Genomic DNA, 17,708 nt, shown 5'->3' on the forward strand with positions numbered 1-17,708 from the left:
TTAGCACGCGCCACGGATATCATACGTGGTGAAGCTTTGGTCGTATGGCACATAATGCCAGGGCGCTGACAAACATCATCGATGTGGGTGAGTAGATCAGCACCGAGTCCGTCATTCCCATAATGAAAAGCGCCGCGACCGGCATGGAAACACCCATCAGGGCGCTGCGTTTAAACCATACCCACAGTGCAACAGCATAGAAAAAGACCAGCGCTGCCAGTCCGGCCATGCCCTGCAAAGTGGCAATTTCGAGAAATTCATTGTGCATGTTGTACTGCACGTTTTTGTAACCTTCGGTATTGCCGGGATGAACACGTGCAATAAAGGCTCTGGCTGTCACCGTACGCTCATCAGGAGATGAATAACCCATATGTTGCGGCAGGAAATGCAGACCACTATCCCAGATAGCAACGCGCGCACCGAGCGACGTCGAACTATCGGAATCGTAGTTCTCAAGATTATTGATGCCCTGGAGCCAACGCTCACCCGTCAGTGCCGCCAGCGCAACCACAATAACTAACGCGATTAAGCGATTCCGTTTCGGCTGTAAAATCTTTAATAAGCCGTAAAAACGGCTGATCTGGCACAGCGTAATAAAGAAAAAGGCCAGTTGAGTGACCCGCGTTCCGGTGAGCAGCACCAGACTCAGCGTCATAGCGATCAAAGCAATATCCAGAATCTGCCACCTGAGATCCGCCTCTTTAACCGACAGCCACAGATACGTGCAATAAAGAAACATCACCATGTAGGAGGAACTGGACGCCACATTTGCGGTAAGCCTGATACGATCGTCCGTTAACAGATGCTCATGCACCCCCATCACCAGCGCCACAGCGGCACCCACCCACAGAATCGCTTTACACCAGTTAATACTGGCTTCAGCAATTCCTTTGTTATAGATGCTGATCACTAAAACAATAAAAGCACCCAGTATCAACCGTTTACCGCCAAGCTGGTAATTACTTATGGTGTTTATCGTGGTTAACGAAAAGTCAGCATAGTGTTTGTTGATATAGAACGCCCAGCTGACCTGTACCAAACCCAAAGCAAACACCGCGATAAACAGCAGCAAGGCGTACTTATTCAGCCTTTTACGATTGTCCGAAGTGGTTAAGGTATAAACAAACAGAAATAGCGATAAATAGGAGGCAAAATAGAATATTTTTTGCGCATAGCCGTAAGTAGAAAGGCTACTCGCCAATGAAGCGCATAATAAAAGTGAGATGGTGGTCACAATCATCGCAACCCATTTGGCAGGTGCGACGAAGGGAAGAGAGTTATTCAATGTGGGTGTCCTGAACAATGATACGTTCCAGTCTTTCCATGTAATTTGCCTCGTAAAATGCCGCGAGACTTTGTTTGATTTTCTGCGCATCGGGCAACGCCCTGCCATCCGCAATGCCCTGCAATATTTCAGCCAGTTGCCCAACCTGATTCACCGGATAAAGCAAGCCATTGACGTCTGGGTAAATTATCTCCGATGGACCGCTGATGCAATCGGAAGAGACGCAAAAAATACCACGTGCCATCGCCTCCAGCAGTATCAACGGGAAACCTTCATGATTCGAGGTCAGTACCAGGCTGGTCACTTCTTTGATATGTGTTTCAATATACTTCCAGGCGTTGGGTTGCCAGCCATGCCATTGCAGGTTAGCGGCAATTCCCAACTGCTGCGCATAGTCTTCACAACGTTGCCGATCATAGCCATCACCCACGATATCCAGCGTCCAGTTTCCCTGCACCTGCTGCAATGCATCGAACAGGTCCTTCAGCTGTTTCTGATCTTCCAGATGCACCCGCCCGACGTACAAAAAACGCGTGTGAGCAGGACGCGGGATCACCAATGGCACGGCTTTTACCGGATTAAATACCACATGGATGCTGTCAGGTTGGGCACCCAGCGCGATCAACTGTGATTTGATTTCCGTGCTAATAGCCAGATGGGCATCCGCCATCAATAAATAATGCGGGCGGTAGCGATTTTTTGGCGGCAGGTGCATCCAGGAAAACAGCATCGCCTTGTGTCCAGAAAGGGACAGCGCTTTGCGCACCAGCATGCAGGGGATAGTGTTAAGGGCGATGACATAGTCAGGCTTGTGTCGGCGCATAAAACGCGCCAGCCGGAGAATATGCACAAAGCGGGCAATTTTAGGATTGCGGGAAACATTGCTGCTCTGACCCCAGACCAGCCCATCTAACCAACGTTCTGAGGCAATTTCCTGCCGGGAATCCAGCAGAAACAGGCCCGCACTTAACGCGTTATCATTATTGATTAAATTTATGACCTGCCTGGTGACGTTTTCCATTCCGCCATGGCCATGCAGCGTTTCGCTTACGAAGAGAATTTTTTTATGGTTTGCGTCATGCATTTTTTATCTCATTACAGTAGGTCACTAGCGCCGTAGCCCGAAATTCCGCGCATTTCTGACCGCTTTCTTCGCACTATCCCTGGTCATCACAATGAGCATAGATAAAGACTCACTGGAGAGGTGGCCTTTCTACCATTTTTGTACTACCCAGGCAACCTGCCTGACCCCAGGAATAAACTGGATTGATATGCGTCAAATTTTGCCCGACACATTTCCTGCAAAATTATAACGATATTAATATCTTGCCTCATTTGATTTGCTGTGCACAGCAAGGTAACCTGCTGTGCTCCACATCACGACAAAAGAAGACCGATTTTATGGCAAGTTCACGTTTTACCGTCCGTTTACGTCAGACGCTGGCGCTGGCATTACTGGCAGGCTGTGCGTTTGGTGCTCAGGCCAACATTGATCAGGTGCGCTTCGCGGTTGATCCTACCTACCCTCCTTTCGAATCTAAAACGCCGCAGGGCAAACTGGTCGGTTTTGATATCGATCTCGGTAACGCCCTGTGCGAGCAGATGAAAACCAAATGTGTCTGGGTAGAAAGCGAGTTTGACGGCATGATCCCAGCGCTGAAGGCACGCAAATTTGATGCCATTTTGTCCGACATGGGCGTAACAGAAGAACGCCTGAAACAGATCGATTTCACCATGCCGCTGTACGATACCAAAACACAGCTGATCGCGCGCAAAGGCTCAGGCCTGTTGCCAACCGCAGAATCGCTGAAAGGCAAAACCGTGGGCGTGGAACAGGGCACCGTTCAGGAGCGCTATGCGCGCGCCAAATGGCAGCCCTATGGCGTGAACGTGGTGCCTTATGGCGACCAGGCACAGGTTGAGAGCGACCTGGTTTCTGGTCGTCTTGATGCGGTGTTTACCGATGCCGCACAGGCTGCCATCGGCTTCCTCAAGCAACCGCAGGGCAAAGACTTTGAACTGGCAGGACCGACGGTGCAGGATCCGATTATCGGACCGGGAACGGCTATCGGCCTGCGTAAAGGTGATACCGAGCTGAAAACCGCGCTGGATAACGCCTTTAACGAAATCAAAAAGAACGGCACTTTCGACAAAATCCAGAAGAAATACTTCGCGACAGATATCTCCATTCAGCAGTAAACCCAGGGCGGCTATTGCCGCCCTTCTTTTCAATCACACTATAATAATTGCCATTCGGACAACTTTTGCCGGTGTGAATCACCCTGCACCGTGGCAAACAACAGGACATCATCAACGTCATGCAACAACAACATCATCCTCTGCTTAGCGCGTCGCTGGGAACACAGCGCGAAATCTTTAGCTTCCACTTCAGTGGCGATGGACATAAACGTGTTTATATTCAGGCGGCACTGCATGGTGATGAGTTACCCGGCATGGCGGTGGCATGGTTTCTGAAACAGAAGTTGCTGGCGCTGGAGTCCGCCGGACAACTCAGAGCCTCATTCACGCTGGTACCGGTCGCCAATCCACTGGCGCTGGGTCAACACTGGCACGGTACGCACCTGGGGCGCTTTCATACCCTCTCGGGTCAGGACTTCAACCGCCGTTTCCCGGCATTGGGTGAAACACTGGCCAGTGAACTGGCTGGTACGCTGACCCAGAGCGAATATGAAAACAAACGACTGATTCGTGATGCCATCGACCGTCACTACCGTGACAAAATCGCCAAAACCGAACTGGATGCACAACGCTTCACACTGATGAGGATGGCAAGCCAGGCGGATTTGATGATCGACCTGCACTGCGACTGGGATGCGCTGCCACATTTGTACACCACACCTCACGCCTGGCCTGATATTGAGCCGCTGGCTCGCTGGCTGGGAAGTGAAGTCCAGCTGCTGGCGCAAATTTCCGGTGGTGAACCTTTTGATGAGGCCTGCTGTGAACCCTGGCTGACGCTGGCTGAACGTTTTGGCGACGAATATCCCATGCCGCGTGGCTTGCTACCGGTGACGCTGGAACTTCGTGGTGTGGCAGATGTTGCCGCCGATCAGGCGGAGAAAGATGCCGATGCCATTATCAATGCGTTGATTGAGGGTGATTATATTGCCGGAGAGGTGGGTAAATCCCCTGCCCTGATTAACCCCGCGACACCATTAGCCGGATGTGAGTATATTTTCGCCCCACACTCAGGTCTGATTCTTAATCGCCGTAAACTCGGCGAAAAGATAAAGGCAGGGGAAGTGGTCGCAGAGATTGTCGATCCCATTACTGATCAGGTCACACCGTTGGTGGCGGAATTTGGCGGGGTGCTGTATGCACGTCATCTGATGAAGTTTGCAACGGCGGGCATGCTGGTGGTAAGACTTGCGGGGGAAAGTGCGGGTCGGGAAGGCGATTTGCTGGTGGGTTAAAAAAATAAGGCTTCCCGAGGGAAGCCTTATCATTATCAGTCCAGCCACTCGGTGTGGAACACACCGTCTTTATCGATACGCTTGTAAGTATGCGCACCGAAGTAGTCACGCTGAGCCTGAATCAGGTTTGCCGGCAGAACTTCTGAACGATAGCTATCGTAGTAGGCAATCGCTGCGGAGAAGGTCGGCGTCGGGATGCCGTTCTGTACCGCATAAGCGACGACGTCACGCAGCGCCTGCTGATATTCGTCAGCGATATTCTTGAAGTACGGAGCCAGCAGCAGGTTCGCAATGTTCGCGTTTTCCGCGTAAGCATCGGTGATCTTCTGCAGGAACTGGGCACGGATGATACAGCCTGCACGGAAGATTTTAGCAATCTCGCCATACTGCAGATCCCAGTTGTATTGCTCTGAAGCAGCACGCAGCTGAGAGAAGCCCTGAGCGTAAGAAACGATTTTGCCCAGGTACAGCGCACGGCGTACTTTCTCAACGAATTCAGCTTTGTCACCGGTGAAGGCTTTCGCCTGCGGACCGCTCAGCACTTTAGATGCGGCAACACGCTGAGTTTTCAGAGAAGACAGGTAACGTGCAAATACTGATTCGGTGATCAGTGACAGCGGTTCGCCCAGATCCAGCGAGCTTTGGCTGGTCCATTTACCGGTGCCTTTGTTAGCCGCTTCATCCAGAATCACATCAACCAGATATTTACCGTCTTCATCTTTCTTGGTGAAGATATCTTTGGTGATGTCAATCAGGTAGCTGCTCAGTTCACCGTTATTCCAGTCGGTGAAGGTTTTCGCCAGTTCTTCGTTGGTCAGACCGAGCGCACCTTTCAGCAGCGCGTAAGCTTCCGCGATCAGCTGCATGTCACCGTATTCGATGCCGTTGTGCACCATCTTCACGTAGTGACCCGCGCCATCCGGACCGATATAGGTCACACAGGCTTCGCCATCTTCGGCACGTGCAGCGATTTTGTCCAGAATTGGCGCAACCAGCTCATAAGCTTCTTTCTGGCCACCAGGCATGATAGAAGGACCTTTCAGAGCGCCTTCTTCACCACCGGAAACACCAGTACCAATGAAGTTAAAGCCCTGGTCAGACAGTTCTTTATTACGACGGATGGTATCTTTGTAGAAGGTGTTACCGCCATCGATGAGGATATCGCCCTTATCCAGATGCGGCGTCAGTGAAGCAATGGTTTTATCAGTAGCTTCACCAGCCTGTACCATCAGCAGGATACGACGGGGTTTTTCCAGTGAGTCAACAAACTCTTCAATGGTGTAGTAAGGCGCGAGTTTCTTGCCCTGATTCTCAGCAATGACTTCGTCAGTCTTTTCACGAGAACGGTTGAAGATAGATACAGTGTAGCCGCGACTCTCAATGTTAAGCGCAAGGTTACGGCCCATTACCGCCATACCAACAACACCGATTTGTTGCTTGGACATTTCTTACTCCTGTCTGGATATAAAAGCTCTAACAGCTTTGGCCTTATCTAAGGGAAGTATCGATTACATTATCAATGACCGCACCATCATACATCACCAATGATGCTAAGCGCTCTCCCAAAAAACACGAATCGATAATTTCAAATCACTGATAAAAATGAGGTTTTAATTTGTACAATCTTGACCATCATGAGATTTTATCGTCCGTACAACCTCGTATTATCGGAATGACTTGTCAAACATTTCGTGCCTGAGGAAGCTCTGATAAACAACGCGTGTTCAATGCATCGCGGTCTGTATCCAGGAACCATCCCCACTTATTAAAGTAGCGAACAGCAGAAAAAACATGGTACATCAGGAACTTGACATCACGGTATGAGCGTCGCTGCGATTCATGTACCACGATTGAACCGGGACAATATTCAACCGGTAATGCCGATGTACAGACCCGACGGCTGAGATCCACATCTTCCAGATAGAGGAAAAAACGCTCATCAAAACCACCGGTCTTTTGCAGGGCTTGCCGGCTGATCAGCATAAAGCAGCCTGACAATGAAGGTGCGAAAAAAGAACAGCTGTAATCGGCATGGCGCAGTTCGTAATCCTGATTCATTTTGTCAGCAAGTGACGAACCAAAGCGACGGACAAAAAGCTGCCAGGGCTTAGGCAACAGCTTACAACCATGCTGCAAGCTGCCATCAGGATAGACAACTTTTGGTATTGAAAGCCCTGTTTGCCGCTGCATACTGAAGCTATACAGCTTATCAACCTGCCCGGTAGAGAAAGAGATGTCAGGATTACACACCAGAATGTAGTCGCAGTCCTGATTGAACTTTTGGAATACCGCATTGTGACCGCTGCCAAACCCACGATTAACAGCCAGCTTGATCACTTCAATTTTAGGGTGGCTTAAGCCATCCAGCCAGCTGCAATGACCACCGTTATCGACGATACAAATCTTATCGATACTTTCCTCGGAAAATAACGATTCCAGCGTTTTTTCGATATCCGCCTGGCTATGGCGATATAAAACTAAGGAGGCAATAATTTTCACTGAAACACCAGTTGGTTACATACGGTTCAATAGTGTGTAAGACACAGTGGTTAGCGTACCAGCCAACTGTTGGTGATAGACACCTGAATGCCTGAGCAAACGTAAACGCTGTATTAATGAGCTATTGCGGATAGCAAAAAAATCATTAAGTCTGCGTTGGTTGTCAGCAGTCATCTGCCCACCTATCAACCTCATCATGGCAATATTAGTATCATTCCAGGCAGCCTTTCGCCCATGGTGTGCTTTCCGAAAATTAGCAATGCGCGTCATAAGACCCATGCCATTACCAATGACGTTGTTATCGTGCTGACGATATAAAACGGTTGGTTTACGATCAAAGAAAACATGGCCACCACAGGCTGTCACGACGAGGTACAATGCCCAGTCATGAATCACCATCTCGCCATCAGCTACCTGCCTCAACAATTCGCGTGCTTTATTATTGAACACCATGGTATTACCGCTTGCGATATTCTGCAGTAAAGCATTAGCGAATGAAGGGGGTTTAGCATAATCAGGAGAAAAGCCGACCTTTTCTCCGTTAGTGTTGATAAGTTCTGTCCGGCTGCAATAGAGTGCAGGAATCTCTGCATCAATTGTATCAAGCCAGTTTACGGCCCGTTCTAACTTATCATTTATCCAGATATCGTCCTGATCAGAAAAAGCATAATAGGACGCATTAATATTTTCATTATTGATTAATGAAACAAAATTGCGACAAACTCCCTGCCGGGGACCTTCGAGCAGGTTAACAGACTGCGACACAGACAGGGAAAAATCTTTAATAGCGCCCAATCCCTCATCTGAGGACCCATCGTCTGAAGCCCATAAAGACCAGTTGTTGTACGTCTGTCGCTTATATGAATCCAGTTGCTGATTGATGAAGCGGGCACCATTATAGGTGCCCAGCAGAATAGCAACAGAAGATGAAGAGTTATTCATCATTAATATTCATGGCTTCTTGAAATAATCTGCAAATTTCACGGTTTGATTGCGAGAACTCCCCCAGGAATCAAAATTCTCAACTTGTTGAAAAAGTGGATTCTGGCGCCAGCTATCTTTTGTTACCAGCTCGACGAGAGGAGAGGATAACTGCAATGGAGTCAGGCTAACCTGAAGTTTACCAATCAGGTTATGGTAATCGTTGCAAAAGGCATCGACACCGATATTGAGCTTATCATTAATAACGTTATGATCTTTTGCCTTGGAACGCCCCACATCGGTAACAGGAATTACACGCTTACCAACCGGTTTATAGCCAATAACTGTATTATGTGGTGCAGAGAAGAAGAGTTCCACTGCAACGCGATTTTCATAGACTTTATCAATAACGGCCTGAGGGAATGATTCGGCATTAATTAATGCCTTCATATTCATATGTGAATCACGACGTCTGCGTTCAATTGTGTTAGCAAGGCAAAAATAATAACCCACCACATTGATATTGAAGAAAGATTTCACAGTTTGCTCAAATGCTTCCTGTGTCGTGCCGCTCCAACCCACATCCACCAGGGCAATGGTATCGCCGGGTTTAATGCCCAGACTATTGAGATAAATAAAAAGTCCACGACGATTTCGCTGACAAACTTTTAAAATCTCAGCCTTGTAGCCAAGCAGGAATTTTTGAACTAATGCGTAATTATCTGGTTTGATGATCATTTGTGGTGGCACACCCAGCGAATACATCACATCATCGGTGGGCGGCTCAATACCAATTCGTTCCAATAACTCACCAGGTGACAAGCCATCCGAACCTGACATCAGGAAATTTATATGTTGACCAAAATTATCTTCTGTCATCAGCGCCAGATTGAACGCGATGCGGGACCCCATAAAATATGAAAAATCAGGGAGTCGATCGCTAAAATAGTTCCGGGCCAGACGTTCTAGCGAGAAACCATCACGAGAGACAAACAGAAGATTATCTACTTCGTCTTTAATACATTGCTTTCTGATCCACTCAAGAAAGCCTAGCGTTGCCGAACCCTGATAAACATATCCTAACTGCTGAAAAGTATGATTCGGGACTTCTTCAGGCGCACTTGTCCGATAGAGCCCCTCGATCAAAGAGGTGCCAAGTGACTGACCTTTGAGCTTAGAACGCAGATGCTTAGTACGGAGATGCTCAGGCTGGTAATGCCAAACCTTCAACCCTTTCTCCCGGGGCCGAACAACATCGGCAAGCTCATTATCGCCAATGTGCAAAATGTCATCTGCTGATACTTCGCAATCCTGAATAATAAAATCAAAGATCTCGCCTGTATCACGTTTGGTTGCATTGCGTGTAGCTGAAATATAAAGGGGAACCTGAGGTATATTATATTTATCTAATGCAGCACGGAAAAACTCCTCCCCCATATACATATCTGAAGTAATGACAACGGTTTTTCCGGCAGCTAGCATCTCGTTAAAAAACTTGAGAAAGAAAGGATTTGGTTCAACAAGTGCCAGCTCAATATCGTATTCTGCACGAGCCAAAGTGCCAACATCACTTCTTACATCAGGGAATTGATTATAGATATTCTCTAATGTAATTTCCTTTCTTCCCTCTTTAACCATTTGTTTGAAAGCAAGAGCCTGGGCCTTCCTGCGTAACTGGCGGAAGTTATCAAGCCCAAACTTACAACCAACAAGGTCAAAAGCATCCTCTGGATCATTGAGAGGCCGAACAAACAGGGTATCAAAAAAATCAAAAGAAATAACTCTGGCCTGCTTAGCCTGGTGGCGCAATGATGCTAATTCCATTTCATCATCCTTAAAATTCATCGTTTTTAATATGTCTTCATCATTCATTTCATGATCTCAAAGTTATAACCATTAGATGAAAAATTGATATTAAAAAATGGATCATATTGATAATACTGTGGGTGTTTATTATTAAGGCGACTGAGTTCATTCATCAGTCGATTGTATTTTTCAGTGCTCATATGATCCAGACCGCGCGATAATGACTCGTGATGAATCAGCGTTACAGCCTGGCACATCACATTGTAATAGCCTTCTTCAACCAAAAGCATACAAAGATCAACATCATTATAAGCAACCGGGAAGGTCTCATCAAAACCACCGATTTTTTCATATTTAGCACGCTCAACCATTAAACAGGCACCAGTAACAGCAAGCCAGTTATACTCAATTTGGTTTCGCAGAAAATAACCTGGATGATCTTTATGCTGACGCAAGTACGCATGCATCGGACCCGCATGCAGATTGATAATGCCCGCATGCTGCATGCTATGTCCGTCCGCATAGAGAAGCTTCGCACCAACCGCACCTATATGTTTTTGCTGAGCGTAGCCACCCAGGCGTTCCAGCCAATCGGCCTGCATCACTTCGGTGTCATCATTCAGAAATAACAACAATTCGCCTGATGAGTTCGCCACACCAATATTATTCAGTTCCGAGAAATTGAATGGTACATCATGCCGAATTACTTTTACGCCTTCTCGCTTATTCAGTGTTGCTAAATAATCCAGCGCTGCTGGCTGTTGAGAACCGTTATCAACAACCACGATTTCAAAGTTATGCCAGCGAGTCTTCTCAAAAATAGAATCAATACAGCGCGCGAGCACTTCATGATTATCCCGACTAGGAATAATGATCGATACCAGCGTATTATCTTTAATGTGATAATTAACGCGAAAATATCCTAAATACCCGTTAAGTTCTTCAACTTCACCTTTGATACCACGACGCTCAAGAGCAGCTTCACGCACTGCCTTAGATGCAGCGAGAACGTAAGGTTTTGCTGTAATATCCGATGCCACAGAAGCAGGAATAATACGCCAGTGATAAAGGATTTTAGGGATATGACTAATTTTATCGGTAATTTCACTAAGACGTAATATGAAATCCCAATCCTGACAACCATTGTATTCTGAACGCAATCCACCTAACTCAAGTGCTTTGCTGCGGCGAACACAAGCTGCATGGCAAGTATACATCGTGCCCATCATGGTATCAGGTGACCAATCCGGTTTGAAATGTGGTTGTGAGAAATCACCCTCTGGTGTGAATTTATCCTCATCGCTGTAGATAAAGTCGGGATCTTCCTCATTGATGCATTGCACAAATTCGTACAGACAATCATCGGTCAATTCATCATCATGATCCAGGAAGACAATATAATCGCCCATCGCTGTCTCAATCGCCACATTTGTCGCACCCGCAATCCCCTGGTTTTCAGGCATATGAATCACCTTAATACGAGGATCATTAAACGCATCTAGCGCTGGGACAATCTCAGGCATCGGACTGCAATCATTAGCTAATACCAGTTCCCAGTTTTCATACCATTGATTTTTTACCGAGTTAACCATCAACTCAAGCAAATCTAACGGCGTGTTATAAATTGGGACAATGATGCTGAATGTTGGCTTAATTTCCAGCTCAGAAATTAAATCTTCATAATGATGAGGTTTTCTCGCCGGGATATAAACATACTCATCCGGACGCTCGGAAAAATGATAAGTCCCATCATTATGATGGCTTATAAATACCGGAGGACGGGATGCATCGATCGGATTTTGCAGCTGCTTGTCATAAACAGCCTGAATGAAAGACGGATGGTGAGCGAACCAGCTCGGGCGGATTTTCATCGCTAGCGTCAGCGCTTTCGCCTTGTAACGCTCAGGTAAACGATAGTAGAGGGAACGAGCACTGCTCCGTAAATTACGCTTAAGCTTAGCCATTGCTGAATGTTGTAATGCTCTTCTCACCACTTGTCCGGCCTTAACTTTAATACGCTGACCAAGGTAAAAACAACGGAAAAATATCCGTTTGGCAGGTCCACGCACAGCAAATGGCACCCGCCGGCCCAACACACGGAATGGTGCTGAGATTTTCCAACTGGCGGAGGTCAAAATACTATCCATATCATGCTTGTATTGCGCCAGTAAATTGGCATCATGCTGATGAGCAGCTTGAATAGCCTGCAGTTGTTGACGCAGCTCAGCCGAAATAGCTTCTTCGCGGTTTAGCGATGTTTTTAATTCGTCAATTTGCACACTATCATTATTATGCGTGGTTTCAGCCAGTCCTTTTAATGACGTGAAGTCCTCAGCATTCACCCAATATTCAGCACGTATTGTAAGATTTAATGTCTTCAGCGTGGTATAAATTTCTTGTTCATCTTTATGTTGCGCCTGAGAAAGAAATGAGGCCTCTTCTTTTAAATAACTTCTCAGATTTTCGCTATCCACCTGAAAACCTACCGCTTTTAACACTGCGAGACACAGTTCTGAAATGTTGTTGGTCAAACAATAGCGGCTATTGCCTACTGATGTGATACGCAGGAATGAATGGAATACACCACGGAATGCCAAATAACCTAATGTAACTTTATCAGCAGCTTCCCATTCCTGATCAAAAAAGACATAATTGCCAGTACTATCGAGAATAACATTAAATGGTAGTGCATCTAAATATTCGACAGGTAACGAGGTCTCAGGATCGAGCTCTAATGATTTTCCTGTACGAAGCAAAACCTGATTAATCCACCCTCTCGCCCAGTCGGCAACTTCCTCAATTTGCCAATGTGGACGATTGATTATATGCACAAAATCAACCCACAATGACTGACCTTTAATGAAAACTTCTGAATATTCAACAGGCACAACATCTGTGGTTAAATTACCACCATCCTGAATAATGCTTGTCGTTAATTCATTCTCTTTACTAACAAAAGCAATGGTTTTACGCAACGCGACCTGACGACTGTCAGAGTAATGGAAAGCCGCAACACCCTGATTTAACTCTGGCTGAATCTGAACACTAGCGACCATAAGGAATGAGCTTGACATATCTGCAGCCAGCCCGTTATCCCAGATATTTTTAATACCCTGTTCAAGTGAAAATAAATGCTCAGGCACAACCTGCTTATCTTTGTGTGCACTTTCAAGCGCCAACTGACTTAACTCTCTGGAGTATTTTTTCCATCCAAGCGGAGTCACGACTGTGCAAGGTAACTTATAATCGGGTAACGGAATATACTCTTCCTGGTGAGAAAAACCACAATCACCCAGCAGCCTAATTAATTCCTGACGCCCAAAGGTCACAACCCCTTTTTCATTATAACTATTGTTAATACCAAACATAGGTAGATTAACATGGTCTTCGCATGCGCCTGAAAAATACTTAATTCCTAATTTGTTTTCGATAGCAACAAATAATTTACCGTCGCTATTTAAGCGCTTACGGCAATCTTCCAGCAGAGCATATTCACCATTTTCTGCCACAAAGACTCTGGCATACTCCAGTACACCGATCAAAAGAACGGCATCAAATTCGCCCAGGTCAGGCAAAGTATCAGCTGGTGCACAGATAACTGTTACATTCGGAAGATCGCGGCTACGCGAACGCGCAATTGATGCACGTCGCAGGCTCCCTTCGACAGAAACCACCTGTGCTCCGCATTCCCCTAAAAATCGGGTTATCGCGCCGCAACCACAGCCAATCTCTAAAACACGCTTATTTTTGAACCAGGAACTAAAAGGTTTGAGCAAATTGGAACGAGATGAACTCAAATGATAAGTCGATGGCCAGTCAACCATCTTTGCCTCAAGTTCTTCAGAATTGATGCTCAAGTCACTGACGCTTGCAATGGCTTCAGCAATATAATTTTCTGCATCATCACCATCACTGTAGCCAAATTCATTGTGCTCAGCCGGATACCAGAGTTGATTATCCTCATGTTGTTTGAAACCTGAGGTTGACAATATTTCAATCAAATTAGTCATGTTCAATCTTTATTCTCGCGTTCAAATCGGCCAAACCAGTAAAGGTCCCAACCGTACCTACAGCTAAATGAATGGAATCATATCGGCGATCATGCGGTATTACCTCTCCATGAGTATTGCTGCTGGCAATTCCTACGGATAAAAAGTAGTCACCTTCGAAGAGAAGATTTGGGAGAGAAACGGTGACAACCATTTCCTGACCCTGCTTACCTTCATCAATTAACGCAACAGACTGCCATTCGCTGTTGGTGTTATAGATGGTAACCCCCTCTTTGGTTTTAACAGCGAAACCAAAAATAGGTCGAAATACGGTATCCTGAAATTCAACTTTAAAATAACAATCAATCTGTTTACGTGGTTCTAAGCTACCAGGGAATGCTTCTCCTGCCTGCTCAATATAAAAGTCTGAAATTTTCGCCGCACCATCGCCCCATCGATACTCGGCTGGGTTATAGTTTGGCCGCTGGTCATATATACCGCGCAGTTTTGCATGAGAAGATGTTTCGCCGTCTTTTTCATTTACTACACCCGATTCACGTTCGAGGCGTTCTTTTTCACCTGCGGATGCCTGCTCAATTTGACGATCTACTTCATCACGCTCGCTGTCATTATTCTTTTTCTTACCAAAAAGAATGTCCAGATAGCGGTTAACAATATCGCGTGGTTTGCCGTTAGCCTGGCATACCCCGCCATCCAGCAAAATTGCACGATCGCAGTGCGTGACGATTTGTTCTGTTGCGTGGGAAACAAAGAGTATTGATGTCCCGTTTTCCTTCAACTTTTTCAGTCTGGCGAAACATTTAGCCTGAAATTTAGCATCGCCCACAGCCAATGCCTCATCAACAATTAAAATTTCAGGATCGATTTGTGCCTGAACGGCAAAGGCCAGACGCACCAGCATACCACTTGAGTACGAGCGGACGGGTGAATCAATAAAACGTCCAATATCGGCAAAGGAAAGAATATCGTCTAATTTCGCATCTGTTTCTTCACGAGAGAGGCCAAGAAGCGAGGCATTCAGATAAACGTTTTCCAGACCAGAGAAGTCACTATTAAAGCCTGCTCCCAATTCCAGTAATGCAGCAACACGCCCATTCACTACCACATGTCCAGTAGTGGGTGTTAACGTCCCAGCAATAATTTGCAGGAGTGTCGATTTTCCAGAACCATTTCGCCCCACAATGCCCATTGTTTCACCTTTAGGCAAAACAAATGACACGTCATTAAGTGCCCAGAAATCTTCATGATAGACTCGTGACTCGCGTCCGACCAGATTATCTATACGTGGCATAATGAACTGTTTCAGGCGTCGAGTGGGATTCTCGTACACCTGATAACACTTGCTGACATTGTGAATTTCAATTGCATTGTCTTCAGAGGACATCAGCAAATCCTTTTCTTGTTTTCTGGAACCATGCATAGCACAACCACATAATCACCAATGAAATTAGAGCATAAATACCCAGCCCGGAAAACGAGGGAAGTTTACCCCAAATAAGTACAGCGCGAGCCTGTTCAATAATGAAGGTCAGTGGATTTAGCATGATAATTGGTTGAAGATTTTTCGGCAGTGAACTAATAGGATAGAACACCGGAGACAGAAACATCATAACCGTCATGATAATTGTGATTGTTTGTCCGACATCTCGCAAATACACACCTAGTGATGCGAGGAACCATGAAAGCCCCAGAATCAACAACACCAAAGGGAATAACACTAAAGGAATAAAGACCAGAGTCCAATGAATAAAACCATTAAATATAAAGAAAGCAATCAATAAAACCAGAAGACTAATAAAGCTATGGAATAGTACTGAGCCGAGGTTAATAATCGGCAGTATTTCCAGTGGAAAAACAACTTTCTTAACATAGTTTACATTAGCAAGAATCAACGTAGGTGCCCGGTTTAACGTCTCTGCAAATAGACTATGGACAATTAACCCGACGAACAAAATGACGGCAAAGTCTGTTCTTGATTCCTGAACAGCTGAAGCTCCCCAGCGTGCTTTAAATACCACGGAGAAGACAAATGTGTAGACGGTCAGCATAAAGACAGGGTTGATAAATGACCACAGCAGTCCCATTGCTGACCCGCGATATCGTCCAACGATTTCACGCTTCGTCATCTGGTAAATAAGGTTTCTATTTCTCCAGGAATGAACGATCAATGAGCGCAAGGAGGAGGGTTTCGAAATATGAGGATCCATGAATAGTCTCTTATGAACACTGGCACCATTGGGTTAAAGATAAGTGCGGTACCATCTGGATTTTACGCAAACACTTCCGTAAGCAATACAAAAATAAAAGCCTCAACTTCTGAGGCTAATTAACTTATCAAACTAATTCAGATAAAAGTCTGCCCTGAATATCCTTTGCAGATAGCAGAGGCTCAGTAATCGGCCACTCGATCCCGATTTCCGGGTCGTTCCACAGTAAGCAACCTTCGCTACTCGGGTCATAATAGTTCGTACATTTATATTCAAAGTCAGCGAAGTCAGAGATCACCACAAAGCCATGCGCCAGGCCCGGTGGAATCCAGAATTGCGTTTTGTTCTCTTCAGAGAGATACACGCCAACCCACTGCTTGAAGGTAGGTGATTCAGGACGAATATCAACGGCTACATCAAATACTTCGCCTCTCACCACTCTCACCAGTTTTCCCTGCGGATTTTCACGCTGGAAATGTAATCCGCGCAAAACACCTTTAGAGGACCGTGAATGGTTATCCTGAACAAAATCACCCTCAATATTCAGAGCTGACAGGTAACGTTCTTTCTGAAAAGTTTCCAGGAAAAAGCCACGCTCATCGCCAAATACTTTCGGCTCAATAATTTTTACGTCCGCAATTTTCGTGTCAATAATCTTCATACTAACTTACCTTCATACAGCGCCATCAGATACTGGCCATATTTGTTCTTCATCATGGGTTCGGCCAGAGATTTCAAACTTTCCCGGTCAATAAAGCCCATGCGATACGCAATCTCTTCCGGACATGCAACCTTTAAGCCCTGACGCGTTTCGATGGTTTGAATGAAGTTATTTGCTTCAATCAGGCTTTCGTGAGTTCCGGTATCGAGCCAGGCATGACCACGGCCCATAATTGAAACAGAAAGCTCGCCTTTCTCCAGATAGAGATTGTTGATATCAGTGATTTCCAGCTCGCCACGCGGAGAAGGTTTGAGGTTTTTAGCCATTTCAACAACGCTGTTGTCATAGAAATACAGACCGGTCACAGCATAATTACTTTTCGGTTCTTTAGGCTTTTCAACCAGTGAAATTGCTTTTCCGGTTTTATCAAATTCAACAACTCCGTAACGCTCTGGATCATGCACGTGATAGGCAAAAACGGTTGCACCCTGCTCTTTATTCGACGCTTCTTCCAGCTGCTTATAAAGATCGTGACCGTAAAAAATATTGTCGCCAAGAATCAACGCGCAATTATCATCGCCGACAAAATCCTCACCAAGGATAAAAGCCTGAGCGAGCCCGTCCGGACTTTCCTGAACTTTATACTGCAGGTTCAATCCCCACTGGGAACCATCGCCGAGCAGGCTTTCAAAACGCGGAGTATCCTGCGGAGTGCTGATGATCAAAATATCCCGAATTCCCGCTAACATCAGGGTGCTTAACGGGTAATAGATCATCGGTTTGTCATAAATAGGCAATAACTGCTTACTGACTGCCATTGTCACAGGATAAAGGCGTGTTCCTGATCCACCCGCGAGAATTATTCCTTTTTTACTTTTCACAACG

13 protein-coding genes are annotated in these 17,708 nt (G+C 46.0%); 2 read left to right on the forward strand and 11 right to left on the reverse strand.

Going from position 1 to position 17,708, the window contains the following annotated elements:
- Positions 1–19: 19 nt before the first annotated feature.
- Both CUN67_RS13090 and CUN67_RS13095 read right to left on the reverse strand, forming a co-directional pair.
- Complete coding sequence (locus CUN67_RS13090; RefSeq protein ID WP_254711350.1) at positions 20–1,285, reverse strand: O-antigen ligase family protein; 1,266 nt, start codon at positions 1,283–1,285, stop codon at positions 20–22.
- On the reverse strand, positions 1,278–2,369 hold the full coding sequence (locus tag CUN67_RS13095) for a glycosyltransferase (RefSeq protein WP_254711351.1): 1,092 nt from the start codon (positions 2,367–2,369) through the stop codon (positions 1,278–1,280). Before CUN67_RS13095 ends, CUN67_RS13090 begins: the two co-directional genes overlap by 8 nt.
- 317 nt (positions 2,370–2,686) lie before the next feature.
- On the opposite strand from CUN67_RS13095, the gene CUN67_RS13100 reads away from it, so the two are divergent.
- A complete protein-coding gene (locus CUN67_RS13100) occupies positions 2,687–3,484 on the forward strand; it encodes an ABC transporter substrate-binding protein (RefSeq protein WP_208715767.1) in 798 nt (265 codons plus the stop codon).
- 119 nt (positions 3,485–3,603) lie between these two features.
- On the forward strand, positions 3,604–4,719 hold the full coding sequence (locus tag CUN67_RS13105; RefSeq protein ID WP_208715768.1) for a succinylglutamate desuccinylase/aspartoacylase family protein: 1,116 nt from the start codon (positions 3,604–3,606) through the stop codon (positions 4,717–4,719).
- A gap of 35 nt (positions 4,720–4,754) precedes the next feature.
- On the opposite strand, the gene gndA is transcribed toward CUN67_RS13105, so the two are convergent.
- The 9 genes from gndA to rfbA all read right to left on the reverse strand — a co-directional run bounded on the left by gndA (position 4,755) and on the right by rfbA (position 17,704).
- Complete coding sequence (gene gndA, locus CUN67_RS13110; RefSeq protein ID WP_208715769.1) at positions 4,755–6,164, reverse strand: NADP-dependent phosphogluconate dehydrogenase; 1,410 nt, start codon at positions 6,162–6,164, stop codon at positions 4,755–4,757.
- Positions 6,165–6,399: 235 nt separating this feature from the next.
- Positions 6,400–7,218 carry a glycosyltransferase gene (locus tag CUN67_RS13115; protein WP_208715770.1) on the reverse strand — a complete coding sequence of 273 codons (819 nt, stop codon included), beginning with the start codon at positions 7,216–7,218 and terminating at the stop codon, positions 6,400–6,402.
- A gap of 15 nt (positions 7,219–7,233) precedes the next feature.
- Positions 7,234–8,163: a glycosyltransferase family 2 protein gene (locus tag CUN67_RS13120; RefSeq protein WP_254711352.1), complete on the reverse strand. Its 930-nt coding sequence runs from the start codon at positions 8,161–8,163 to the stop codon at positions 7,234–7,236.
- Positions 8,164–8,169: 6 nt separating this feature from the next.
- The gene (locus tag CUN67_RS13125; RefSeq protein ID WP_208715771.1) at positions 8,170–10,011 is read right to left on the reverse strand and encodes an HAD family hydrolase; all 1,842 of its coding nucleotides are present in this window, start codon (positions 10,009–10,011) and stop codon (positions 8,170–8,172) included.
- Positions 10,008–13,955, reverse strand: coding sequence for a glycosyltransferase (locus tag CUN67_RS13130; protein WP_208715772.1), 3,948 nt, complete (start codon positions 13,953–13,955; stop codon positions 10,008–10,010). The genes CUN67_RS13125 and CUN67_RS13130 overlap by 4 nt, the downstream gene beginning before the upstream one ends.
- Entirely contained in the window at positions 13,948–15,339 is a 1,392-nt protein-coding gene (locus CUN67_RS13135; RefSeq protein WP_208715773.1) for an ABC transporter ATP-binding protein, read from the reverse strand. Before CUN67_RS13135 ends, CUN67_RS13130 begins: the two co-directional genes overlap by 8 nt.
- Positions 15,329–16,162 (reverse strand): ABC transporter permease, encoded by an 834-nt coding sequence (locus CUN67_RS13140; RefSeq protein WP_208715774.1) that lies wholly within the window; start codon positions 16,160–16,162, stop codon positions 15,329–15,331. The genes CUN67_RS13135 and CUN67_RS13140 overlap by 11 nt, the downstream gene beginning before the upstream one ends.
- A 127-nt stretch (positions 16,163–16,289) precedes the next feature.
- Entirely contained in the window at positions 16,290–16,823 is a 534-nt protein-coding gene (gene rfbC, locus CUN67_RS13145; protein ID WP_208715775.1) for a dTDP-4-dehydrorhamnose 3,5-epimerase, read from the reverse strand.
- Positions 16,820–17,704, reverse strand: coding sequence for a glucose-1-phosphate thymidylyltransferase RfbA (gene rfbA, locus CUN67_RS13150; RefSeq protein ID WP_208715776.1), 885 nt, complete (start codon positions 17,702–17,704; stop codon positions 16,820–16,822). The genes rfbC and rfbA overlap by 4 nt, the downstream gene beginning before the upstream one ends.
- Positions 17,705–17,708: the final 4 nt, after the last annotated feature.

Source organism: Pantoea cypripedii, assembly GCF_011395035.1.
GTDB classification, from domain to species: domain Bacteria; phylum Pseudomonadota; class Gammaproteobacteria; order Enterobacterales; family Enterobacteriaceae; genus Pantoea; species Pantoea cypripedii_A.